Raw genomic sequence first — 22,136 nt, forward strand, 5'->3', positions numbered from 1 at the left:
ACAAATTGAGGTTTGTCATCGGTCTGCGGTGGTTCCAGCACCTTGTTTAGTTTCACTGTTTTCTTGAAAAAAGCGAGTTAGCAAATTCCATTTTTCGATCTAGATCGAAAAATTAGAGTATCCCTGTTCATTTAAACAGTGTTTTTTGTTAGTATTGCTACAATTCAGCGATAACTGACCGAATAAGATAGAATTGAATCGTAATAGAGGTAAAAATGGCAAAAGCACCAAAAACAGCTTATGTATGTAGTGATTGTGGAGCAGAATATGCTCGTTGGATGGGGCAATGCCGAGCGTGTATGGCGTGGAATACCATTAGCGAAGTTCGTTTAATTTCAGCTAAACAAGAGAGCAAGGGCGATAGATTTAGTGGCTATGCAGGCGAAACTTCAGGAAAAGTACAAAAACTTGCTGAAATTGATTTGCAAGAAGTTCCCCGTTTTAGCAGTGGTTTTTATGAGCTAGATCGTGTGCTTGGTGGAGGAATTGTACCAGGCAGTGCTATTTTAATTGGCGGACACCCTGGTGCAGGGAAAAGTACTTTGTTATTACAAGTAATGTGTGGTTTATCAAGCCAAATTCCGACACTTTATGTTACAGGGGAAGAGTCATTACAGCAAGTCGCAATGCGAGCACACCGTTTAGGATTACCAGCAGATAATCTTAAAATGCTTTCGGAAACTTCCGTTGAACATATCTGTAATATTGCCGATCAGGAAAAACCAAAGTTAATTGTGATTGACTCTATCCAAGTAATGCACCTAGCAGATATACAATCTTCGCCAGGGAGTGTTGCTCAAGTGCGTGAATGTGCCTCCTTTCTAACTCGTTATGCTAAAACTCGCCAAGTTGCCATTATTATGGTGGGGCACGTTACCAAAGATGGCACTTTAGCAGGGCCGAAAGTGTTAGAACACTGCATCGACTGTTCTATTTTACTAGAAGGGGAAGCTGATTCTCGTTATCGCACTTTGCGTAGTCATAAAAACCGTTTTGGTGCAGTGAATGAGTTAGGTGTGTTTGCGATGACAGAGCAAGGATTACGAGAAGTGAAAAACCCTTCAGCAATTTTCCTCAGTCGTAGTGAAGAACAGACTTCAGGTAGCTCCGTAATGGTGCTATGGGAAGGAACACGCCCATTGTTGGTCGAAATTCAAGCATTGGTTGATCACTCAATGTTAGCCAATCCAAGACGTGTTGCCGTAGGGCTAGAGCAGAACCGCCTTTCATTATTACTTGCTGTACTACATCGGCACGGTGGTTTACAAATGTCAGATCAAGATGTATTTGTGAATGTTGTCGGAGGCGTTAAAGTGACGGAAACCAGTGCTGATTTAGCCCTATTACTTGCCTTAATTTCCAGTTTCCGCAACCGCCCATTACCCCAAGATCTCGTTGTTTTTGGCGAAGTTGGATTAGCAGGAGAAATTCGTCCTGTTCCAAGCGGTCAAGAACGTATTAGCGAAGCGGCTAAACACGGTTTTAAACGAGCCATTGTTCCAGCGGGTAATGCACCTAAAAAAGCAATTAAAGGAATGGAAATTTTTACCGTTAAAAAACTGAGTGATGCACTAGATATTGTGAGTGGGTTGTGAAATTGAGCAGCTAATTTATTAGAAGATATATAGTATAAATTACTGCCATTTCTTTAATATAAAAATCAGGGGTGCAGATCACTTCAGCCTCTAAAATAATTATTTGCTAACTATTTCATCCTATATGCCAATAAAAAGGTTTCTGGATATTTTTTATTCTTTTAAAATGGGGATTTAATTTAAATGAACAAAAAAATATTTTATCTGTCTACTTGCGAGTACAATGTGATGCCATTTTTATAATGGCATTTTTACTATCTAATTTTGAGGAAATTCTTAATGAATAAGTTTACTAAAATCAGTACAACAGCGTTATTTGCTATTTTCTTAGCAGCCTGTGATAAGCCTGTAGAGAAAAAAACTGAAATTACAAGCTCTCAACCAGAAGCAACTCAGGCTGCTAAAGTTGAAGATAAGAAAGCAGAGCAAATATTCGTAGTTGAAGCACAAAAAACAGAGCAAGCACTGGCAATTGATTCTCAAGGTGTTGAAGATTATCGGAAATTAGAGGTGTGGAATGCTGCACAAGAGAAAGAAATGGCAGCTCTTCGAACTGAGCTTCAACAAAAAATTGCAACACAAGATAAAGCTCAAATTAGAAGTGCTTTCACTCAATTTACTGCAAAAGTTAGCGATATACTGAAAAGTTTAGATGCGGTCGAAATTAAAAATACAGAAGTACAACAATTGAAAGAGAAATTAAAAGAAAGCTTGTCTTTATCTCACGAGTTACTTTCAAGTGCAGTTAATGTAATGGTGAGTGAGAATCCAAGTGAAGAACTTCAAAATGAAATGAAAGCTAAAACAGATAAACTAATGCAAGTTAGTACGGAGTTGCAAGCCATTCAGACTGAATTACAACAAAAATTCGCAAAATAATTCAAATTATTTAAAAAGGTTAGTTGAAAAACTAACCCTTTTTTAATGATTCAAATTTCCCAAATAAATTCACTTTCTAAAGTTGCTAAAGGTAAAGTTGAGCCTTGCCAAGGGCGGAGTAGCTGATATTGCATTAAATTTAGGGTATCTAAACCAGGTAAGGTATTCGGCGTATATTGGTGAGCTAAACGGGCAAGCTGTGTTAGCCCTAAACTAGATTCAATACTTGAACTAATTACAGCAATAATACCTTGCTGATGAGCCTGCTGAATTAAGTTAAGACATTTTTGGATTGAGCCTGTCAAAGTTGGCTTAATAATTATAGCGGTAAGATTTGGCTCTTTTTTTACTAAGAAATTAGGTTCTCGCACACTTTCGTCCCAAGCAATCGCTAACTGATTTTCGAGTGCAAATTGACGAGAAAGATCAGGTGTTCGGCAAGGTTCTTCAATAAACTGAATGCGATGTTTTCTATCTGTTGCAATTTTACTGGCGAATTGTACCGCTTTCTCTAAAGTCCACGAGCGATTAGCATCTAAACGGAGCTTTAAATCAGGAATCGCTTCTAAAAACATATCTGCAATTAGCCCATCTCGGTTAGCTTCATATAATCCAACTTTAATTTTTGCAATTTTTTCGCCAGTCATTTGGTTCAATTTGGCATAAAGCTCATCAGGATCGCCATAACATAGCGGAGCAGTTTGATAATTTCCTTTTTCACCTAATGTTTGCTCAATTTCAGCTAATGCACAACTGAGTCCGAAAGCAACGGAAGGGCTATATTGATCTAAATGATCTACTTGCCCATTTTGCCAAAGGGCTAACCAGTGGCGAAGTTGTTGCTCTGCATCTGCAAGATTTTCGCTACTAAATTCAGGTAAAGGGGCTATTTCTCCCCAGCCAGAACGTCCATTATCCAACAGATGTACAATAAAACCCTCACGCTGTTTTAAACGGCGTTGGCGTAAAATAATGCCCGTTTCTATGGGTAATTGATATTGGTAAAGTTTGGCTGAACGCATTGTAAGTACTCAAGATAAAAATAATATCGACATTATGGCTCGTTTTTCAGTATTAAAAGTTTATTATTTCTCGACCGCTATTACAAAATTAACCATTCAACAAACGTTCTAATTGCTCTTGCAGGTCAAGCCATTCTATTTCAACTTCTTCAAGCTGTTTTTTGGTGGCGACTTGTTGAGCAAGTGTTTCAGTGAGTTTGGCTTTATTCTCCGCTTCATAAATTTCAGGCGAGGCGAGCGTATCTTCCAATGTTTGTAAACAAGCGGTGAGTTTTTCTAAATTTTTTTCCAACTGCGTGAGCTGTTTACGCAGTGGAGCTGCTTGTTGGCGAAGTTCCGCTTCTAAACGTTTTTGCTCTTTACGGCTCGCTGCACTATTTTCATTTTCAGTTGATGAAGTCTTTTCACAAGCGGTGGGATTATCCCCATTTTTTGCAACATTCTGTTTCTTCTGTTGTTCCAATAAGCTATTTTGCTCATTTAACCATTTCTGATAGTCGTCTAAATCCCCTTTAAATTCTTCCACTTTATGATCGTGTACCAAATAAAATTCGTTTACGGTGCTACGGAGCAAATGACGATCGTGTGAAACGATAACTAACGAGCCTTCATATTGTGTTAACGCCTCCGTTAAGGCTTGACGCATATCTAAATCTAAGTGGTTGGTCGGTTCATCTAATAACAATAGATTTGGGCGTTGCCAAACTATAAGTGCAAGTACCAAACGAGCTTTCTCTCCACCAGAAAAACTATTTACTGCTTGTTTAACTTTATCACCGTGGAAATCAAAACCGCCTAAATAATTACGTAATTCTTGTTCTGTTTTTTCGGGGGCAAGTCGAGCTAAATGCCATAATGCACTTTCATCGGCTCTTAATGTATCAAGTTGATGTTGTGCAAAATAGCCAAGCTGTACGCCTTTAGCCAGTTGAGTATGACCTGATTGTGCGGTAATTTCGCCCGCTAATAATTTAATTAACGTTGATTTACCTGCTCCATTACGTCCTAATAGACCAATTCGTGAACCAGGGACAAGATTTAGTTTAACGGACTGCAAAACCGTATTCTCGTCATAACCTGCACTTACTTTTTCCATTGAAAGTAACGGATTAGGCAAACTTAATGGCTCTTTAAACTCAAAGGAAAACGGGCTATCTGCATACGCAGGGGCGATAAGCTCCATTTTTTCTAAGGCTTTCATTCGGCTTTGAGCTTGTTTAGCTTTACTCGCTTTCGCTTTAAAACGGTCAATAAATTTTTGCAAATGTGCCATTTTTTGCTTTTGCTGTTGAAAAGCAGATTGCTGTTGCGATAGTTTAGTTGCCCGTTGAATTTCAAAGGAAGAGTAATTCCCTGTATAGTCATTCAGTTTCTGTTGCTCAATATGTAATACCCGATTGATGATAGGGTCGAGAAAATCTCTATCGTGTGAAATCAGTAATAAGGTACCACGATATTGACTTAACCAGCGTTCTAGCCAAATTACCGCATCTAAATCTAAGTGGTTGGTTGGTTCGTCTAATAAAAGCAAATCAGAACGACAGATCAATGCTTGAGCGAGATTTAAACGCATTCGCCAACCACCCGAAAAGGATTTAACGGGTAAATCAAGCTGTTCAGTACTAAAACCTAAGCCATTGAGTAAGGTAGCAGCACGAGATTGAATTGTCCAAGCATCAATCGTATCTAACTGGGCGTGTAAGGTTGCGATTAAATTCCCATTATTACTTTGATTTGCCTGTGCTAGCTGTGCCATTAAATCGGTATATTCTCGGTCGCCTTGAATGACATAATCAATGGCTGGAATATCTAATGCAGGGGTTTCTTGATTGACCCACGCAATAGACCAATGATGCGGATATTTCGCCTCTCCCCCTTCGGGAGATAGCTCATTTTTGAGTAAGGCAAAAAGAGATGATTTACCACAACCATTTTTACCCACTAAGCCTACTTTTTGCCCAGTATGGATTGTTGCATTTGCTTGTTCGAGTAGGACTGTTTGTCCACGTTTTAATGTTAAATCTGTAAAAAATATCATTGAAATTTATATAAGTTACTTGTATTAAGGAAAATTTAATGCACAATAAAGCCTATCTATTCATTTGATTAAGGAAAGTAAATGTTTGATTCATTAGTTGTGCAATTTGTTGTACTTTGGGCGGTAATTGACCCTATTGGCTCAATTCCTGTTTATTTAGCGAAAACGATTGGATTGTCTCCAGAAGATCGCCGTAAAATCGCACGTAATGCAATTTTAATTTCATTTGGAATTTTACTATTTTTCTTAGTAATGGGACAATGGTTACTTGAAGCAATGCAAATTCCATTATCCGCATTCCAAATTGCTGGGGGATTAGTTTTATTACTTTTTGCATTATCAATGATTTTCGGGGAAAGCAAACCCGACCAAGAAATCAAAATTCGCAGTAATTTAAGTGAATTAGCGGTATATCCGTTGGCTGTTCCTTCTATTGCCTCTCCAGGAGCAATGATGGCAGTGGTATTATTAACGGATAATCATCGTTATAGTATTTCTGATCAATTTATTACAACAGGGATTATGTTGTCTGTATTGGTTATTACTTATTTACTCTTTTTAGTGGCAAACCGCATTCAACATTTAATTGGTAATGCAGGGGCGGCAATTATTAGTAGAGTAATGGGCTTAATTTTATCTGCGGTTGCGATTAACAATATTTTGTTAGGCTTGCGTGATTTTATCTCTCAAGTTGCAAATACACCGTTATCTTAATTTATTGATTTAAAAGGGCGTGTTGAATACGTCCTTTTTCACTTTTAAAGAGAAAACAATGTCATTACTTCCACTTCCACAAGCACTTGAACAAATGCTACAACAGTTGCCTACACCTAACGAATTTGAACAGATCTCACTCGATCAGGCAACAAACCGAATTTTAGCCGAAGATATTTTTTCGCCGATTAACGTCCCTCATTTTGATAATTCTGCAATGGACGGTTATGCGGTCAATTTGCAAAACTTTTCCATTAACCAGCCGCTTGTGGTAATTGGAAAAGCCTTTGCTGGTAATCCCTTTACTGGTGAAATAGGCGAAGGGCAGTGTGTTCGCATTATGACAGGGGCTGCTATTCCAAAGGGAGCTGATGCTGTTGTAATGCAAGAAGAAACAAGCCTTAATAATGATGGCACAGTCTGTTTTACTCGTCAGCCTAAGCCATTTGGAAATATCCGCAAACAAGGTGAAGATATTCAGCAAGGGCAGTTAGTCTTAGGCAAAGGGAGCAAATTAGATGTAACAACCTTACCACTTCTCGCCTCATTGGGGATTGCACAAATCCAAGTTTATCCACGCATTAAAGTTGCGATTCTTTCCACAGGCGATGAGCTAGTCAGTGTAGGAAATCCACTTAAATCGGGGCAAATTTACGATACCAACCGATTTGCAGTACGTCTAATGCTGGAAAAATTAAATTGTGAAATTACGGATTATGGCATTTTACCGGATGATCCAACCCAATTTGAAAATGCGTTTATCAAAGCACAACAAAGTGCAGATGTATTGATCACCAGTGGTGGTGTTTCTGTTGGGGAAGCGGATTTTACCAAAGAGGTATTAGAGAAACGTGGGCAAATCGGCTTTTGGAAAATCGCAATGAAACCGGGCAAACCTTTTGCTTTCGGGCAATTAAATTCAGCAGATACGGATAACAAAACGTGGTTCTTTGGCTTACCCGGTAATCCTGTTTCCGCATTGGTTACGTTTTATCAATTAGTTCAGCCAGCGTTAATGAAACTAGCGGGCTATTCGGCTGAAAAAATTGCAAATTTCTCACCCAATCTAACCGCTTATACGGTAACATCACTCAAAAAAGCGGTTGGGCGACAAGATTTCCAACGAGGTTTTTATCACGTCAATCCACAAGGTGAATTAGCAGTCAAACCGATTGGCAATCAAGGTTCACATATTTTCAGTGCCTTTAATGAAAGCAACTGCTTTATTGTATTAGAACAAGAGCGTGGTAACGTTGCACAAGGGGAAAAAGTGACCATTCAGCCATTTAACTTTTTATTGAAATAAGGGGCAACAATGCAATTATTAACCGTAGGCGAACAAGCACCATCATTTACATTATTAGATCAAAATGCTGAAACCGTTTCTCTTGCACAATTCCAAGGAAAAAAAGTATTAGTCTATTTCTATCCTAAAGCACTTACCCTAGGTTGTACGACTCAAGCCTGTGGTTTAAGAGATAGCAAAAGTGAGCTAGATGATTTGAATATCGTAGTACTAGGCATCAGCCCAGATTTACCGAAAAAATTACAACAGTTTGTCGAAAAGAAAGCATTAAATTTTACCCTGTTATCTGACCCCGATCATCAAATTGCGGAAGCCTTTGGCGTATGGGGCGAGAAAAAATTTATGGGGAAAACCTACGATGGTATTCATCGAATCAGCTTTTTACTTGATGAAAGCGGTAAAATCATCGCAGTTTTTGACAAATTTAAAACCAGTGAACATCATCAACTGATTGTTGATTTTGTAAAAGGGCTAGAAAATGGCAAATAAAGCAATTTTTTTAGATCGAGATGGCACAATCAATATCGATCACGGTTATGTTCATCAAATTGATGATTTTCAATTTATTGATGGCGTGATTGATGCGTTGCTTGCCTTAAAGAAAAAAGGGTATTTATTGGTACTCGTTACTAATCAATCGGGGATTGCTCGAGGCTATTTCAGTGAAGATCAGTTTTTACAGCTAACGGAATGGTTTGATTGGTCGCTTGCTGATCGTGGTGTGGATTTTGACGGTATCTATTATTGCCCACATCACCCCGAAGGAAAGGGCGAATATCGAGAAGATTGTGATTGTCGTAAACCTAAGGCGGGAATGTTCACCCAAGCTATTCGAGATCTGAATATAGACCCAGCTCAATCTATAATGGTAGGCGATAAATTAGAAGATCTATTAGCCGCAGAAAATGCTGGCGTAAAAACAAAAATTTTAGTGAGAACAGGTAAAGCAGTTACTGCCGAAGCTGAAGCTAAAGCAGACAAAGTGTTAGATAGCTTGGCGGATTTACCTAAAATTATATAAATTAAAATAGTATTAGAGGGATATTTTTTATTTACATATTGGTAAAGTGTATATATCATAAATTTGAGAATTTTATTTTTAAATAAAAGGAAATGGTATGTATACATCAAGTTTTTCCAATCTTTTATTAAATGTAGATAGTTATAAAGCATCACATTGGCTGCAATACCCCCCTAATACTGAATATCTCTCGTACTATATTGAAGCTAGAGGCGGAAAATTCGATGTCGTCGCATTTGGACTCCAAGCCTTTATTAAAGAGTATCTATTCAAACCAATCACTCAACAAGATATTGATGATGCTGAACAAGTATTAATTGCACACGGTTTACCTTTTAATCGCCAAGGCTGGCAACGTTTATTAGATAAGCATAACGGTTTTTTACCTCTTAAAATTGAAGCGGTTGCCGAAGGAACTGTGTTACCTGTTGGTAATGTTGTTTGCCAAATCACAAATACCGATCCTGAATTTTTCTGGCTTGCAGGCTATCTTGAAACAGCGTTGTTACGAGCCATTTGGTATCCTTCAACAGTGGCGAGCATCTCTTATTTCTGCAAACAGAAAATTAAACAAGCACTACTTAAATCTGCTGACGATATGTCTGGATTAGCGTTTCAATTACACGATTTTGGTGCGCGTGGTGCATCAAGCTTAGAAACTGTTGCACTAGGCGGTTTAGCTCATCTAGTGAATTTTTACGGTACAGATAGCGTATCAGCATTACTTGCAGCAAAACGCTGGTATAACGTAAATGAAATACCTGCTTTTTCTATCCCTGCGGCAGAGCATAGTACGATTACGGCTTGGGGCAAAGATAACGAAAAATCTGCTTATGAGAATATGATCGATCAATTTGCAGGCGAAAATAAACTCTATGCGGTTGTTTCGGACAGCTATGATCTATGGAATGCTTTATCGCATATTTGGGGTGAGCAACTTAAAGAAAAAGTAATTGAAAAAGGTGGGCGATTAGTTATTCGTCCTGATAGTGGCGATCCAGTAGAAGTGGTTTGTCGTACACTTGAAATTTTGGCAGATAAATTTGGTTATCGTATAAACAGCAAAGGATATAAAGTATTGCCTGATTTTATCCGCATTATTCAAGGTGATGGGATCAATACAAACTCCATTGAAGCTATTCTTAATGCAATTATGCAAGCAGGGTTTAGTGTTGAAAATGTTAATTTTGGAATGGGGGGCGGATTACTCCAACAAATCAATCGAGATACGATGAGTTGGGCAATGAAAGCCAGTGCAATTTGTATTAGTGGTGAATGGAAAGCGATTTACAAAGACCCGATTACAAGCCAAGCTAAACGTTCTAAGAAAGGTATTCTTGCTTTAACAAAATTGGAAAATGAGTGGCAAACTATACGAGTAGAAGAACTTAATGGTAAAGAAAACCAACTTAGAACAGTATTTTTGAACGGGGAATTGCTAATTGATGAGACTTTAGAGCAGATTCGTCAGAGAACGGAAATATAATCAAGCTAGAGGAATAAGTTTTATTTTGCATATAGGCAACGAAACCACTTTATCGTATTACAAACCACAAGGGAATAAAATGAAAAAAATTATCTTAAGCGTTAGCTTGTTATTTTGTACTACATCTGTTTCTTTTGCAGAAACGCTGGAAGAGATGCTAGAAAAGGTAAATCAAGCTCGGAGCCAAGCAAGACATTGTGGAAAAAAACACTTTTCAGCGGCAAAACCTTTGCAATTAAATATTGCACTTCAAAAGGCAGCAGAAAAACACGCTGTAGATATGGCTCAGAAAAAGTATTTTGCTCATAATAGTTTAGATGGTAGAACGCCTTTTGATCGAATAAAGAAAGAAGGATATGAGTATTCTACTGCAGGAGAAAATATTGCTATGGGGAATAAAACATCGACAGACGCACTCCAATCTTGGCTGAACAGTCCTGGGCATTGTTCTAATATTATGAATCCAAAATTTACTCAAATTGGAATGGCTCGTTCAGGGGTTTACTGGGTACAAACGTTCGGAACTCCTTGGTAAGTTATTTTCTGTAATTTAACATTGGTATTTTGTTGAAGAATAAATAAGATAATACGAGGGAGATCAACTCCGATCTTCATAACTTAGCAACAAGCGGTAAGATTTACAGGAAGGTTTGCAAAAAATCCCCAAAATCTTACCGCTTGTTTGTTTAAAAATTGCGTAAATCAAGGTATGATGCACGACCTTGTTGACGTAAATGTCAATTTCCGATGCCATAGGCATCATTACCTTGAAAAGATTATGCAATTAGAACGATTACAGAAAAAATTAGGTTACCAATTTGCTAACCTTGATTACCTAAAACAAGCCTTAACTCATCGTAGTGCGGCATCTCACAACAATGAACGCCTTGAATTTTTAGGCGACTCAATTTTAAACTTTGCCATCGGCAAAGCTCTCTATGAAAAATTTCCCAAATCGAATGAAGGCGAATTAAGCCGAATGCGTGCAGCATTGGTAAAAGAACAAACCCTTGCGATTGTCGCTCGTCAGTTTGAGCTTGGCGAATACTTAAAACTAGGGGCTGGAGAGTTAAAAAGTGGCGGACATCGCAGAGAATCCATTCTTTCTGACTGTGTTGAAGCCATTATCGCTGCCGTTTATTTAGATTCAGGTATTGATAAAGCGATTGAACGTGTGTACTGCTGGTTTCAAACCTTATTAACCGAGATGACGCCAGGTGAAGCACCAAAAGATCCGAAAACACGTTTACAAGAATTTTTGCAAGGCAGAAAAATGAAATTGCCTGAATATGAAGTGATTGATATTAAAGGCGAAGCACATAATCAATCCTTTAAAGTGAGTTGTAAAGTTGAAAAACTTGATGAAATTTTTATTGGTATTGGCACAAGTCGCAGAAAAGCAGAGCAACAAGCCGCCGAGCAAGTTATTCAAAAACTAAATATTAAATAACAACGTAGTTACACAGAGAAAAAAATGACAGAACAAAAAACATATTGTGGCTTTATTGCTATTGTAGGTCGCCCAAATGTGGGGAAATCAACCCTACTAAATAAAATTTTAGGACAGAAAATTTCGATTACTTCACGCAAAGCCCAAACCACTCGCCACCGTATTCTCGGCATTAAAACCGAAGGGGCGTATCAAGAAATCTATGTGGATACACCGGGGCTACATATTGAAGAAAAACGTGCAATTAACCGCTTAATGAATCGAGCAGCAAGTAGTGCGATCAGTGATGTAGATATGGTTATTTTTGTGGTAGAAGGCACAAAATGGACAGATGATGATGAGATGGTACTCAATAAATTGCGTGGCACGAAGGCTCCAGTTGTATTAGCCATCAATAAAATTGATAACATCAAAGAGAAAGAAGAGCTGTTACCACATATTATTCAGTTAAGTGAAAAATTCCCTTTCAAAGAGATTATTCCAATTTCAGGGCAACGTGGAAAAAATGTCCATATTCTAGAGAAATTTGTGCGTGAATCGCTAAAAGAAGGTGTTCATCATTACCCAGAAGAGTATGTTACAGATCGTTCACAACGTTTTATGGCATCTGAAATTATTCGCGAAAAACTAATGCGTTTTATGGGTGAAGAATTGCCTTATTCGGTAACAGTGGAAATTGAACAATTTAAGATGAACGAGCGTGGAACTTATGAAATCAATGGTTTGATTTTAGTTGAACGTGAAGGTCAGAAAAAAATGGTGATCGGCAATAAAGGGCAGAAAATCAAAGTGATCGGCACAGAAGCTCGAGCAGATATGGAACGTTTGTTTGATAATAAAGTCCACCTAGAGTTATGGGTAAAAGTCAAAGCGGGTTGGGCTGATGATGAACGTGCCTTGCGTAGTTTGGGGTATATGGACGAATAATAAACGCATAAATTGACCGAATGAGTCTTTTTCAACGTGGCTTTGTGCTACACCGCAGAGAGTATAGTGAGAGTAGTTTGCTTGTGGATTTTTTTACAGAAAATCACGGGCGGATTACTCTTTTAGCGAAAGGGGCGAGACGTAGCCGTTCCCCGTTGAAAGCGGTATTACAACCTTTTACTCCATTGTTGTTATCTTGGAGCGGAAAAGGCGATTTAAAAACGCTGACCAAAGCTGAGCCAGCGTCTTTGACCTTACCGATGAATACTTATTCCCTATATAGCGGTTTTTATGTGAATGAAATTTTGGTTAGGATTTTAGAAAATCATACCGCTTATCCAGAACTGTTTCAGTCCTATTTACAATGTATCACGCAACTAGCCTCTCGTCCTGATAGTTTAGAAGCGATTTTACGCACCTTTGAATTTAGAATGCTACAAGCGGTGGGTTATGGGGTAAATTTTACTCATTGCACAGCAACGGGCGATCCAGTTGATCCTAAGATGACTTATCAGTTTTATAAAAATGAAGGGTTTATTGCCTCTTTGCTCCAAAACAATAACACTTTTTTAGGGGCTGATTTACTCGCTTTTGATCGTTTAGATTTTAGTGAAAAAAGTACGCAACAGGCAGCTAAACGTTTTACACGCATTGCTTTGAAACCTTATTTAGGTTCAGCTCCATTAAAAAGTCGAGAGCTATTCCAATCTATTTTGCCTAATAGACTAAAAAGTGGTTAGATCATTTATCTACTTTCTTTTGCCAAACCTTTCTTAATCATTTCTTCAAAGAATGTGTAATCGACTAAGAACGCATCGTGTCCAAAATTAGAATGAAATTCATAGAAATCAACGAGAACGCCTGCATTCTCAAGGTGTTGTTTACTTTTGTGTAAATCAACTTGTTTGAATAGCTGATCACTAGTTACGCCGACAAGGGTGTAATTTGCTTTAATACGAGATAGGGCTTCTTTCTCACTCTCAAATCCTAGTGCTGGATCATAGAGATCTAAGGCTCTTAATAGACGTAAATAGCTATTGGCATCAAAACGATCAAGAAATTTAATACCTTGATAACTCAAGTAAGATTCGACTTGGAAATAATCTCCCCATACTTCGCTATGCTGTTTTGTTTCACGCCCAAAGGCTTTTGCTAATTGAATATCAGTACGATAGGTTAGCATTCCCAACATTCGAGCGATTTTTAACCCATTATCAGGTGGAGTTCCTTGATAATAATCGCCACCATTAAAATTAGGATCGTTAATAATCGCTTGTCGCATAACGTGATTAAAACCAATGGCTTCGGCACTCAAGGTGAGAGATGAACAGAGATTAACAATGTTATCAACAAAATCAGGGTAATAAATTGCCCATTGTGTTGCCTGCATTCCACCAAAAGAGCCACCGACAACAGCTTTTAAGTGCGGAATTTCCAAATAGTCAATTAAGGCTTTCTGTACACGAACAATATCTTGTACCGTAATAACAGGGAATTGACTGCCATAAGGTTGGCTAGTTGTAGGGTTAATTGATGCAGGGCCAGTTGTACCTTTACAGCCCCCTAATACATTTGAGCAGATAAAAAAGTATTTGTCGGTATCAAAAGCTAATCCAGAGCCAATAAAATCTTGCCACCAGCCTTTATCCGCAGGTGGATCATAATAAGGTTCAGCATCGCCTGTTAGAGCATGGCAGAGTAGTACTGCATTGCTCTTATCAGCATTTAGCGTACCGTAGGTTTGATAGGCAACATCAATAGGTGAGAGCCTTCCACCTAACACTAGTTCAAGTGGAGAATGCTCAAAAAGTGTAATTGACTGTGCCATATTGCCCCTATCTATCCTTAATTATTTGCAAAATTCTATATCAATCTTACCGCTTAATTAGCGTGTGGAATGAGTGAGTAAATTAACGAGAGCAATACGATTTGTCAAGAAATTTTAGCCATCTAAACGTCTAGATTTTTAAATGGCTAAATCAAGAAAAGAATTACCTTGCAATTTTTAATAGCTCGGCTATGCTACGGCACGATTTTTTTATTTATATCAATGAGATTTTATGCAGACTCATCAACCTGTTAAAGGGGCTATTGCTATTATTACTGCAGGCGTATTATTCGCTTGTGTGAATACATTAATTCCAAAACTCACCTCAGTTTCCCCAATTGATGCAAGTGTGATTGCATTGGTGCAGTATTTGGTTGCATTTTTATTTTTAATGCCAAGTATGGCGACAATGGGCTTTTTTCAATCTCTGAAAACTAAACACTTTGGACAGCATTGTTTCCGCGTGTTTCTTTCTGCGATAGGGATTCAATGTTGGACAATGGCATTAGCCCACCCTATTCCTATTTGGCAAGGAATTGCGTTATTGATGACATCGCCCCTGTTCGTTACCATTGGTTCAGGGTTATTATTGAAAGAAAAAGTCGATCGCAAGCGTTGGATTGCTACTTTTTTAGGCTTTATTGGGGCAATGATTATTTTAGAGCCTTGGTCAGAAAATTTTGATTGGATTGTTCTATTACCTATTGCGGCTGCATTCTTTTGGGCGTGTTATTCTCTAATGGTAAAAAAACTCTCTAGCGAAGATTCTCCTACTACAATGGTTGCATACCTGTTTATCTTAATTACGCCGTTTAACATCTTAATCGCCCTAACTAATTTAAGCCCAACTGGGTTTAGCTTGCCATCATTTAGTGATTTTGGTTTTCTCATTTTACTTGGTTTTTTCACCGCATTAGCCCAACTAGCCGTAGCAAAAGCATATAATTTGGCGGACGCCTCTTATATTCAACCATTTGATTTTATTAAATTGCCATTAAATGTATTGGCGGGGTGGTTAGTCTTTAATTGGGTGCCGCCAGGTAAATTATGGTTAGGTGCAGCCATTATTATTGTTGCAACAATGTATATTACTCACGCAGAAACTAAACAATCTAAACAGAATGAATAATTCCATTTTAGCGGAAACCGAACATAATCAGCCACAAGCCACTTTAAAACAAAAAGTGGCTCGTGCTTTTTTACGTTACTACAAATGGCTAGTAGGCTTATTTTTCTCATTTATATTGATGATATTGTTGATTGATATTGGTACAAGCTATTGGGTAAAAGATCAAATCTATACTGATATCGATAAACTGCCAGAGCGTGAATATGCGGTAGTCTTAGGTACAGCAAAATATTATCCATCAGGATCACCTAATTTATATTATAAGTATCGACTGGATGCCGCAATGCAAGTTTATCGAGCGAATAAATCCAGCTATTTTTTAATGAGCGGAGATAATAAGACAGCTTATTATAATGAGCCGAAAACAATGACGAATGATTTGCGTAGAATGGGAATGCAAAATCAATATATTCTTCAAGATTATGCGGGGTATAACACTTTAGACTCGATTATTCGTGCAGATAAAGTGTTTAAATTTCCTAGTTTTACAATTATTTCACAACGTTTTCATTGTGAACGAGCATTGTTTATTGCCAAATTTCATCAAATTGATGCAATCTGTTTTGTAGCGAAATACCCAGAACAGCATTATAAAGTGAGAATTAGAGAGCTATTTGCTCGTACTGCAATGTTGTTCAATTTATTGATTGGAGCAGAAGCGACAACATTAGATAAAATGAAAAGTTTAGAGTTGGGGAAAATGTGATTTTTCAAGATGATAAAATCACATTTTACAGCCCATATTAATATTGGGTAGAAATCACTGCTAGATCATAAATTGAAAGAAAATGCGATCTTACCCTAGTACAATACGGAGCTAGGTTCTTAAAATAATGGTCTAACTTGTGGGGATAGGGTAGCTGTTAGAAAATTTTATTCCTTTTTGTCATAAAAAATAACATTACTTCATTGACATAGCATTCTAGACGTCTAAAATACTCAATTATTTTATTTTAGTGTGGATAGGCTTTTATGATTCAGCTGAAACAAATCAGCAAACAGTTTGAAGTTAAAGGGCAGAAAATAACCGCTCTTGACAATGTTAATCTTGAAGTACCCAAAGGCACAATTTACGGTGTTATTGGGGCATCGGGTGCTGGAAAAAGTACGCTAATCCGTTGCGTTAATTTATTAGAACGCCCAACACTTGGGCAAGTCATTGTTGATGGCAAAGATTTAACAACACTTTCTGAAAAAGAGCTTATTTTGGCTCGCCGTCATATTGCAATGATTTTCCAACATTTTAATTTACTTTCTTCTCGTACTGTATTTGAAAATGTGGCGTTACCCCTTGAATTAAGTCATACCGCTAAAGATCAAATTGAGAAAAAAGTTAGCGAATTATTAGAATTAGTTGGCTTGGCTGATAAACGCGATGTTTACCCAAGTAACTTATCAGGTGGGCAAAAACAGCGTGTGGCTATTGCTCGTGCGTTAGCAAGTGATCCGCAAGTTTTATTGTGCGATGAGGCAACAAGTGCATTAGATCCTGCCACGACACAGTCTATTTTACAGTTACTTAAAGAGATCAATACCCGTTTAGGCTTAACTATTTTGTTAATTACGCACGAAATGGACGTGGTAAAACGTATTTGTGATCGTGTTGCTGTGATTGATCAAGGTCGATTAGTAGAAAGTGGCTCAGTAAGCGAAATTTTCTCTAATCCGAAAACAGAATTAGCACAGCGTTTTATTCAATCTACTTTCCATATCGAATTACCAAAAGAGTATATGGATCAACTGTCGCCAAATCAGACACCAAATAGTAAACCGATTATTAAATTTGAGTTTACTGGACGTTCGGTTGATGCCCCATTACTTTCTTGTGCATCTAAAAAATTCGGCATTGATTTTAGTATCTTGATGTCGCAGATTGACTATGCAGGTGGCGTAAAATTTGGGTTTGTAATTGCTGAAATGGAAGGTGATCCTGATGCAATTGCGGAAGCAAAATTCTATTTAATTGATAACAATGTTAAAGTTGAGGTGCTAGGCTATGTGGGATGATTTTCAAAATCAATTAACTCCGCAAATGTGGGAACTGGTTGCACTTTCGACACTTGAAACCTTGTATATGGGATTTATGGCGACATTACTGGCGGTAGTGATTGGCTTACCGATTGGTTTTGTTGCATTTTTAACAGGCAAAGGTGAAATTTTAGAACATAAAGGTTTGCATAGAGTGTTAGATGTTGTTATCAACATTGGTCGCTCAGTACCATTTATTATTTTGCTTGTGGTGTTGCTTCCTTTTACTCGTTTATTAGTTGGGACAACTTTAGGTACAACAGCGGCAATCGTGCCATTGAGTGTATCTGCCATTCCGTTTTTTGCTCGTTTAACGTCAAATGCACTACTGGAAATTCCAAGTGGCTTAACTGAAGCAGCAAAATCAATGGGGGCAACAAATTGGCAAGTAGTAACAAAATTCTATTTGCCTGAATCTTTACCAATTTTAATCAATGGCATTACACTAACTTTAGTTGCGCTTATCGGCTATTCGGCAATGGCGGGGGCTGTTGGTGGTGGTGGCTTGGGTAACCTTGCTATCAGCTATGGCGAGCATCGAAATATGGTATATGTGAAATGGATCGCCACTATTATTATTGTTGCGATTGTAATGATTAGCCAAAAAATTGGCGATAATCTTGCAAAACGCTACGATCATCGTTAATTCAAACACAACATTTGTTAAGAGGGTTTTTCTATGAACTTTAAAAAATTATTAGGTTTAGCGGTTGTTTCTGCTTTAGCATTAACAGGCTGTAAAGAAGATAAAAAAGCAGAAGCTGCCCCAGCACCTGCTCCACAAGCACAAAAAATTAAAGTAGGCGTAATGTCAGGCCCTGAGCATACAGTGGCAGAAGTTGCTGCTAAAGTAGCAAAAGACAAATACGGCTTAGATGTTGAATTTGTACTTTTCAATGACTATGCACTGCCAAATACCGCAACAAGTAAAGGCGACTTAGATGCAAACGCATTTCAACACAAACCGTATTTAGATAAAGATGTCGCATCTAAAAATTTAGATAACCTAGTTATTGTAGGTAACACTTTTGTTTATCCATTAGCGGGCTACTCTAAAAAAATTAAAAATGTGAGTGAGTTAGCTGAAGGTGCGGTAGTTGCTGTGCCAAACGATCCAAGTAATTTAGCTCGTGCTTTAATTCTTTTAGAAAAACAAGGGTTAATCAAATTAAAAGATAACACTAACTTATTCTCAACTTCTTTAGATATTGTTGAAAACCCGAAAAACTTAAAAATTAAAGAAGTCGATACATCTGTTGCAGCAAAAGCATTAGATGATGTTGATTTGGCGGTAGTGAATAATACTTACGCAGGTCAAGTTGGCTTAAATGCAACAGAACACGGTGTATTTGTTGAGAGCAAAGATTCTCCTTATGTAAATATCATCGTAGCTCGTACGAACAATAAAGATAGCGAAGCAGTTCAAAATTTCGTGAAAGCTTACCAAACTGAAGAAGTGTATCAAGAAGCACAAAAACACTTCAAAGATGGTGTTGTAAAAGGCTGGTAATCCGATTATAAGCGGTGAGATTTACTGAAAAATTTGCAAATTTTTGAGTGTAACTCACCGCTTTTTATTTTCCATTCACTATATAAAGGATAAATTTAATGAATTTTAAAAAATTACTTGGTTTAGCTCTTGTTTCTGCGTTAGCACTAACAGGCTGTAAAGAAGAAAAGAAAGTAGAAACTCCAAAAGCACAACCTTTAAAAATTGGTGTGATGACAGGGCCTGAAGCTCAAATGACAGAAGTTGCGGTCAAAATCGCAAAAGAGAAATATGGTTTAGATGTTGAATTAGTTCAATTTACTGAATATACCCAACCAAATGCAGCTTTACACGCTAAAGATCTTGATGCAAACGCATTCCAAACAGTGCCATATTTAGAGCAGGAAAGTAAAGATCGTGGTTATAAAATGGCGATTATCGGTAATACTTTTATTTGGCCGATTGCAGGTTATTCTAAAAAAATCAAGACGCTTGATGAGTTAAAAGAGGGAGCGATTGTTTCTATTCCAAATAACCCAAGTAATACAGGACGTGCATTACTGTTATTACAAGCAAATGGCGTGATTAAACTAAAAGATCCAACAAATTTATTTTCAACAGAAAACGATATTATTGAAAATCCGAAAAATATTCAGATCAAACAAATTGATACGGCATTATTAACTCGTTCTTTAGATGATGTTGATCTTTCGATCATCAATAATACCTATGCAGGTCAAGCTGGTTTAAGCCCTGAGAAAGATGGCGTGATTGTTGAATCAAAAGATTCTCCGTATGTGAATTTAGTTGTCAGTCGTGAAGACAACAAAGATGACGAACGTTTAAAGACTTTCTTAAAAGCGTTCCAAACAGACGAAGTTTACCAAGAAGCGTTGAAATTATTTAACAACGGTGTGGTAAAAGGTTGGTAATCATAGGCGGTTAGATTTCTAACCGCTTTTTTTATATATAATCAGGAGTTCTTATGAAGTTCAAAAAGTTATTAAGTGTAGCAACATTAGTATCAGCAGTTTTTTTAACTGCTTGTAATGAGAAACAAACTAAAATTAAAGTTGGTGTAATGTCAGGACCTGAGCATCAAATTGCAGAGATCGCTGCTAAAATTGCGAAAGAAAAATATAATCGTGATGTAGAATTGATTTCATTTACAGATTATGGTTCACCAAATGAGGCAGTTCATAAGGGCGATCTTGATGCTAATGCCTTTCAGCATAAGCCTTATTTAGACAAAGATTCTCAAGATAATGGCTTTAAGCTAAGTATTGTCGGGAATACTTTTGTTTATCCGATTGCAGCTTATTCTAAAAAAATTAAATCAATTTCAGAATTACAAGATGGTGCGACAGTAGCTGTGCCAAATAATCCTACTAACCTAGGACGTTCATTGTTGTTACTTGAAAAGCAAGGATTTATTAAATTGAAAGATAGTAATAATTTACTAGCAACTCAATTAGATATTGTAGAGAACCCAAGAAATCTAAAAATTAAAGAGGTTGATGGTGAGCTATTAACACGAGTGCTTGATGATGTTGATTTTGCTATCATTAACAATACTTTTGCAGGACAAATTGGTTTAAGTCCTGATAAAGATGGTCTGTTTGTGGAATCTAAACAATCTCCTTATGTGAATTTAATTGTGACTCGTCAGGGAAATGAAAATAATGAAGCTATACAGGATTTCGTGAAGTCTTACCAAACAGAAGAAGTTTACCAAGAAGCCTTAAAACTCTTTAAAGGTGGAGTCGTTAAGGGATGGTAAGTTCTGCTAGAATATAATCTAAAAGGCTTCTATCATAGAAGCCTTTTATCATTGAAGTATTTGATCGATTAGAAATCCATTAACTCTTTTTCTTTATCCGCTAAAATCTCATCTACTTTCTTAATATAAGTATCAGTGATTTTTTGAATATCTTCTTGTGCTTTACGCTCTTCGTTTTCGCTGATTTCTTTCTCTTTTTCTAATGCTTTGATTTTATCATTTGCATCACGACGCACGTTACGGATTGCCACTTTACCTTGTTCGCCTTCGCCTTTTACAATTTTGATTAAATCACGACGACGTTCTTCCGTTAATGGTGGAAGTGGAACTCGAATTGTTGTACCCGCTGAAGAAGGGTTTAAACCTAAATCTGAAGTTAGGATTGCTTTTTCAACTGCACTAATTAACGAACGGTCGAAAACGGTTACAGCTAATGTACGAGCATCTTCTGCCACCACGTTAGCTAATTGACGTAATGGCGTTGCAGAACCGTAATAATCAACTTGAATACCATCTAATAAACTTGGTTGTGCACGACCTGTACGAATTTTAGAAATATGACCTTTTAATGCCTCAAGGCTTTTTTCCATACGATCTTGCGTGTCTTTTTTAATTTCATTGATCATTGTGTTGTCCTTTCAATAAACTGATATGAATGATAAGCCTTTGGATTTTACCTAATTTCTCGTATTTTTCCTAGTGTTAAGTGTGGGGCATTATGATAGACTTTTGCTCGCTTGATCGATTATAAGCGGTCAGATTAACAATTTTTTGCAAAAGGAGCAACTATGTATCAGCAACAGATTTTGGCAGAACTTCAAGAAGCAGCGGAAGTATTAGATAAATTTATCAAAGACGAAAACAACCTAAATTTAATTCAACAAGCTGCATTGTTGATTTCAGACAGTTTTAAACAGGGCGGAAAAGTACTTTCTTGCGGTAATGGCGGTTCACATTGTGATGCAATGCACTTTGCAGAAGAACTCACTGGGCGTTATCGTGAAAACCGCCCAGGTTATCCTGCGATTGCCATTTCAGATGTCAGCCATTTAAGCTGTGTCAGTAACGATTTTGGTTATGAATATGTCTTTTCTCGTTATGTTGAAGCAGTTGGGCAAAAAGGCGATGTCTTATTTGGATTATCCACATCAGGCAATTCGCAAAATGTCTTAAATGCGATTGAAGCGGCGAAGAAAAAAGGAATGAAAGTGATCGCAATGACAGGTAAAGACGGTGGAAAAATGGCAGGACTAGCCGATGTTGAAATCCGAGTGCCACATTTCCGTTATGCAGATCGTATTCAAGAAGTGCACATTAAAGTAATTCATATTTTGATGATGTTAATTGAGTTTGAAATGGCGAAATCGGCATAAAAGTAGAAATTGATTTTTTGTTGGGCTAATTCTTCTCTCACTTCATTCCACATTCTGCCAAATCTCCTGTA

Annotated in this window: 23 protein-coding genes; 19 read left to right on the plus strand and 4 right to left on the minus strand. The window is 37.5% G+C overall.

Translation table 11 applies throughout. The annotated features are described in order from the left end of the window. The first annotated feature begins 215 nt into the window (after positions 1-215). Both radA and A1D25_RS01030 read left to right on the plus strand, forming a co-directional pair. Complete coding sequence (gene radA, locus A1D25_RS01025) at positions 216-1,595, plus strand: DNA repair protein RadA (RefSeq protein ID WP_157393869.1); 1,380 nt, start codon at positions 216-218, stop codon at positions 1,593-1,595. A 279-nt stretch (positions 1,596-1,874) separates the two neighbouring features. Beyond that, positions 1,875-2,474, plus strand: coding sequence for a lipoprotein HlpB (locus A1D25_RS01030; RefSeq protein ID WP_157393870.1), 600 nt, complete (start codon positions 1,875-1,877; stop codon positions 2,472-2,474). Positions 2,475-2,524: 50 nt separating this feature from the next. Here the strand turns inward: A1D25_RS01030 and menC are convergent, their stop codons facing one another. Both menC and A1D25_RS01040 read right to left on the minus strand, forming a co-directional pair. Then, positions 2,525-3,496 carry an o-succinylbenzoate synthase gene (gene menC, locus A1D25_RS01035; protein WP_157393871.1) on the minus strand — a complete coding sequence of 324 codons (972 nt, stop codon included), beginning with the start codon at positions 3,494-3,496 and terminating at the stop codon, positions 2,525-2,527. 88 nt (positions 3,497-3,584) lie between these two features. After that, complete coding sequence (locus A1D25_RS01040) at positions 3,585-5,534, minus strand: ABC transporter ATP-binding protein (protein WP_157393872.1); 1,950 nt, start codon at positions 5,532-5,534, stop codon at positions 3,585-3,587. Between the two features lie 81 nt (positions 5,535-5,615). Here A1D25_RS01040 and A1D25_RS01045 point away from each other — a divergent pair, with 81 nt between their 5' ends. The 9 genes from A1D25_RS01045 to recO all read left to right on the plus strand — a co-directional run bounded on the left by A1D25_RS01045 (position 5,616) and on the right by recO (position 13,178). Continuing rightward, entirely contained in the window at positions 5,616-6,248 is a 633-nt protein-coding gene (locus tag A1D25_RS01045) for a MarC family protein (protein ID WP_157393873.1), read from the plus strand. Between the two features lie 58 nt (positions 6,249-6,306). Further along, positions 6,307-7,554, plus strand: coding sequence for a molybdopterin molybdotransferase MoeA (gene moeA, locus A1D25_RS01050; protein WP_157393874.1), 1,248 nt, complete (start codon positions 6,307-6,309; stop codon positions 7,552-7,554). 9 nt (positions 7,555-7,563) lie between these two features. Continuing rightward, the gene (gene bcp, locus A1D25_RS01055) at positions 7,564-8,043 is read left to right on the plus strand and encodes a thioredoxin-dependent thiol peroxidase (protein WP_157393875.1); all 480 of its coding nucleotides are present in this window, start codon (positions 7,564-7,566) and stop codon (positions 8,041-8,043) included. Further along, positions 8,033-8,575, plus strand: coding sequence for a D-glycero-beta-D-manno-heptose 1,7-bisphosphate 7-phosphatase (gene gmhB, locus A1D25_RS01060; protein WP_157393876.1), 543 nt, complete (start codon positions 8,033-8,035; stop codon positions 8,573-8,575). Before bcp ends, gmhB begins: the two co-directional genes overlap by 11 nt. 97 nt (positions 8,576-8,672) lie before the next feature. Further along, a complete protein-coding gene (locus A1D25_RS01065; RefSeq protein ID WP_157393877.1) occupies positions 8,673-10,061 on the plus strand; it encodes a nicotinate phosphoribosyltransferase in 1,389 nt (462 codons plus the stop codon). 79 nt (positions 10,062-10,140) lie between these two features. Next, on the plus strand, positions 10,141-10,596 hold the full coding sequence (locus A1D25_RS01070; protein ID WP_157393878.1) for a CAP domain-containing protein: 456 nt from the start codon (positions 10,141-10,143) through the stop codon (positions 10,594-10,596). 243 nt (positions 10,597-10,839) lie between these two features. Continuing rightward, positions 10,840-11,511, plus strand: coding sequence for a ribonuclease III (gene rnc, locus A1D25_RS01075; RefSeq protein ID WP_157393879.1), 672 nt, complete (start codon positions 10,840-10,842; stop codon positions 11,509-11,511). A gap of 24 nt (positions 11,512-11,535) precedes the next feature. Further along, positions 11,536-12,438: a GTPase Era gene (era, locus tag A1D25_RS01080; protein ID WP_157393880.1), complete on the plus strand. Its 903-nt coding sequence runs from the start codon at positions 11,536-11,538 to the stop codon at positions 12,436-12,438. Between the two features lie 20 nt (positions 12,439-12,458). After that, on the plus strand, positions 12,459-13,178 hold the full coding sequence (recO, locus tag A1D25_RS01085) for a DNA repair protein RecO (RefSeq protein ID WP_157393881.1): 720 nt from the start codon (positions 12,459-12,461) through the stop codon (positions 13,176-13,178). A 5-nt stretch (positions 13,179-13,183) separates the two neighbouring features. On the opposite strand, the gene metX is transcribed toward recO, so the two are convergent. Next, entirely contained in the window at positions 13,184-14,266 is a 1,083-nt protein-coding gene (gene metX / locus A1D25_RS01090; protein ID WP_157393882.1) for a homoserine O-acetyltransferase MetX, read from the minus strand. A 232-nt stretch (positions 14,267-14,498) separates the two neighbouring features. Here metX and A1D25_RS01095 point away from each other — a divergent pair, with 232 nt between their 5' ends. From A1D25_RS01095 to A1D25_RS01125, 7 genes are all read left to right on the plus strand, one after another. Next, entirely contained in the window at positions 14,499-15,395 is an 897-nt protein-coding gene (locus A1D25_RS01095; RefSeq protein ID WP_157393883.1) for a DMT family transporter, read from the plus strand. Continuing rightward, positions 15,388-16,101, plus strand: coding sequence for a SanA/YdcF family protein (locus A1D25_RS01100; RefSeq protein ID WP_157393884.1), 714 nt, complete (start codon positions 15,388-15,390; stop codon positions 16,099-16,101). The genes A1D25_RS01095 and A1D25_RS01100 overlap by 8 nt, the downstream gene beginning before the upstream one ends. Before the next feature lie 266 nt (positions 16,102-16,367). Continuing rightward, positions 16,368-17,402, plus strand: a complete 1,035-nt coding sequence (metN, locus tag A1D25_RS01105) for a methionine ABC transporter ATP-binding protein MetN (protein WP_157393885.1) — start codon at positions 16,368-16,370, stop codon at positions 17,400-17,402. Further along, positions 17,392-18,069 carry a methionine ABC transporter permease gene (locus A1D25_RS01110; protein ID WP_157393886.1) on the plus strand — a complete coding sequence of 226 codons (678 nt, stop codon included), beginning with the start codon at positions 17,392-17,394 and terminating at the stop codon, positions 18,067-18,069. Before metN ends, A1D25_RS01110 begins: the two co-directional genes overlap by 11 nt. 33 nt (positions 18,070-18,102) lie before the next feature. Beyond that, positions 18,103-18,933 (plus strand): MetQ/NlpA family lipoprotein, encoded by an 831-nt coding sequence (locus A1D25_RS01115; protein ID WP_157393887.1) that lies wholly within the window; start codon positions 18,103-18,105, stop codon positions 18,931-18,933. A 98-nt stretch (positions 18,934-19,031) separates the two neighbouring features. Then, positions 19,032-19,844, plus strand: coding sequence for a MetQ/NlpA family ABC transporter substrate-binding protein (locus tag A1D25_RS01120; protein ID WP_157393888.1), 813 nt, complete (start codon positions 19,032-19,034; stop codon positions 19,842-19,844). A gap of 53 nt (positions 19,845-19,897) precedes the next feature. Next, positions 19,898-20,692 (plus strand): MetQ/NlpA family lipoprotein, encoded by a 795-nt coding sequence (locus tag A1D25_RS01125; RefSeq protein WP_157393889.1) that lies wholly within the window; start codon positions 19,898-19,900, stop codon positions 20,690-20,692. Between the two features lie 68 nt (positions 20,693-20,760). On the opposite strand, the gene frr is transcribed toward A1D25_RS01125, so the two are convergent. Then, entirely contained in the window at positions 20,761-21,318 is a 558-nt protein-coding gene (gene frr, locus A1D25_RS01130) for a ribosome recycling factor (RefSeq protein WP_157393890.1), read from the minus strand. Positions 21,319-21,480: 162 nt separating this feature from the next. Here frr and lpcA point away from each other — a divergent pair, with 162 nt between their 5' ends. Next, positions 21,481-22,065, plus strand: a complete 585-nt coding sequence (gene lpcA, locus A1D25_RS01135; RefSeq protein WP_157393891.1) for a D-sedoheptulose 7-phosphate isomerase — start codon at positions 21,481-21,483, stop codon at positions 22,063-22,065. Positions 22,066-22,136 lie beyond the last annotated feature (71 nt).

The organism is Ursidibacter arcticus, assembly GCF_009761375.1.
Classification (GTDB): Bacteria; Pseudomonadota; Gammaproteobacteria; order Enterobacterales; family Pasteurellaceae; genus Ursidibacter; species Ursidibacter arcticus.

Excerpts from the sequence above, each read along its gene's own strand:
- radA (WP_157393869.1), top strand. The coding sequence starts at position 216 with ATGGCAAAAGCACCAAAAACAGCTTATGTATGTAGTGATTGTGGAGCA.
- A1D25_RS01030 (WP_157393870.1), top strand. The coding sequence starts at position 1,875 with ATGAATAAGTTTACTAAAATCAGTACAACAGCGTTATTTGCTATTTTC.
- menC (WP_157393871.1), bottom strand. The coding sequence starts at position 3,496 with ATGCGTTCAGCCAAACTTTACCAATATCAATTACCCATAGAAACGGGC.
- A1D25_RS01040 (WP_157393872.1), bottom strand. The coding sequence starts at position 5,534 with ATGATATTTTTTACAGATTTAACATTAAAACGTGGACAAACAGTCCTA.
- A1D25_RS01045 (WP_157393873.1), top strand. The coding sequence starts at position 5,616 with ATGTTTGATTCATTAGTTGTGCAATTTGTTGTACTTTGGGCGGTAATT.
- moeA (WP_157393874.1), top strand. The coding sequence starts at position 6,307 with ATGTCATTACTTCCACTTCCACAAGCACTTGAACAAATGCTACAACAG.
- bcp (WP_157393875.1), top strand. The coding sequence starts at position 7,564 with ATGCAATTATTAACCGTAGGCGAACAAGCACCATCATTTACATTATTA.
- gmhB (WP_157393876.1), top strand. The coding sequence starts at position 8,033 with ATGGCAAATAAAGCAATTTTTTTAGATCGAGATGGCACAATCAATATC.
- A1D25_RS01065 (WP_157393877.1), top strand. The coding sequence starts at position 8,673 with ATGTATACATCAAGTTTTTCCAATCTTTTATTAAATGTAGATAGTTAT.
- A1D25_RS01070 (WP_157393878.1), top strand. The coding sequence starts at position 10,141 with ATGAAAAAAATTATCTTAAGCGTTAGCTTGTTATTTTGTACTACATCT.
- rnc (WP_157393879.1), top strand. The coding sequence starts at position 10,840 with ATGCAATTAGAACGATTACAGAAAAAATTAGGTTACCAATTTGCTAAC.
- era (WP_157393880.1), top strand. The coding sequence starts at position 11,536 with ATGACAGAACAAAAAACATATTGTGGCTTTATTGCTATTGTAGGTCGC.
- recO (WP_157393881.1), top strand. The coding sequence starts at position 12,459 with ATGAGTCTTTTTCAACGTGGCTTTGTGCTACACCGCAGAGAGTATAGT.
- metX (WP_157393882.1), bottom strand. The coding sequence starts at position 14,266 with ATGGCACAGTCAATTACACTTTTTGAGCATTCTCCACTTGAACTAGTG.
- A1D25_RS01095 (WP_157393883.1), top strand. The coding sequence starts at position 14,499 with ATGCAGACTCATCAACCTGTTAAAGGGGCTATTGCTATTATTACTGCA.
- A1D25_RS01100 (WP_157393884.1), top strand. The coding sequence starts at position 15,388 with ATGAATAATTCCATTTTAGCGGAAACCGAACATAATCAGCCACAAGCC.
- metN (WP_157393885.1), top strand. The coding sequence starts at position 16,368 with ATGATTCAGCTGAAACAAATCAGCAAACAGTTTGAAGTTAAAGGGCAG.
- A1D25_RS01110 (WP_157393886.1), top strand. The coding sequence starts at position 17,392 with ATGTGGGATGATTTTCAAAATCAATTAACTCCGCAAATGTGGGAACTG.
- A1D25_RS01115 (WP_157393887.1), top strand. The coding sequence starts at position 18,103 with ATGAACTTTAAAAAATTATTAGGTTTAGCGGTTGTTTCTGCTTTAGCA.
- A1D25_RS01120 (WP_157393888.1), top strand. The coding sequence starts at position 19,032 with ATGAATTTTAAAAAATTACTTGGTTTAGCTCTTGTTTCTGCGTTAGCA.
- A1D25_RS01125 (WP_157393889.1), top strand. The coding sequence starts at position 19,898 with ATGAAGTTCAAAAAGTTATTAAGTGTAGCAACATTAGTATCAGCAGTT.
- frr (WP_157393890.1), bottom strand. The coding sequence starts at position 21,318 with ATGATCAATGAAATTAAAAAAGACACGCAAGATCGTATGGAAAAAAGC.
- lpcA (WP_157393891.1), top strand. The coding sequence starts at position 21,481 with ATGTATCAGCAACAGATTTTGGCAGAACTTCAAGAAGCAGCGGAAGTA.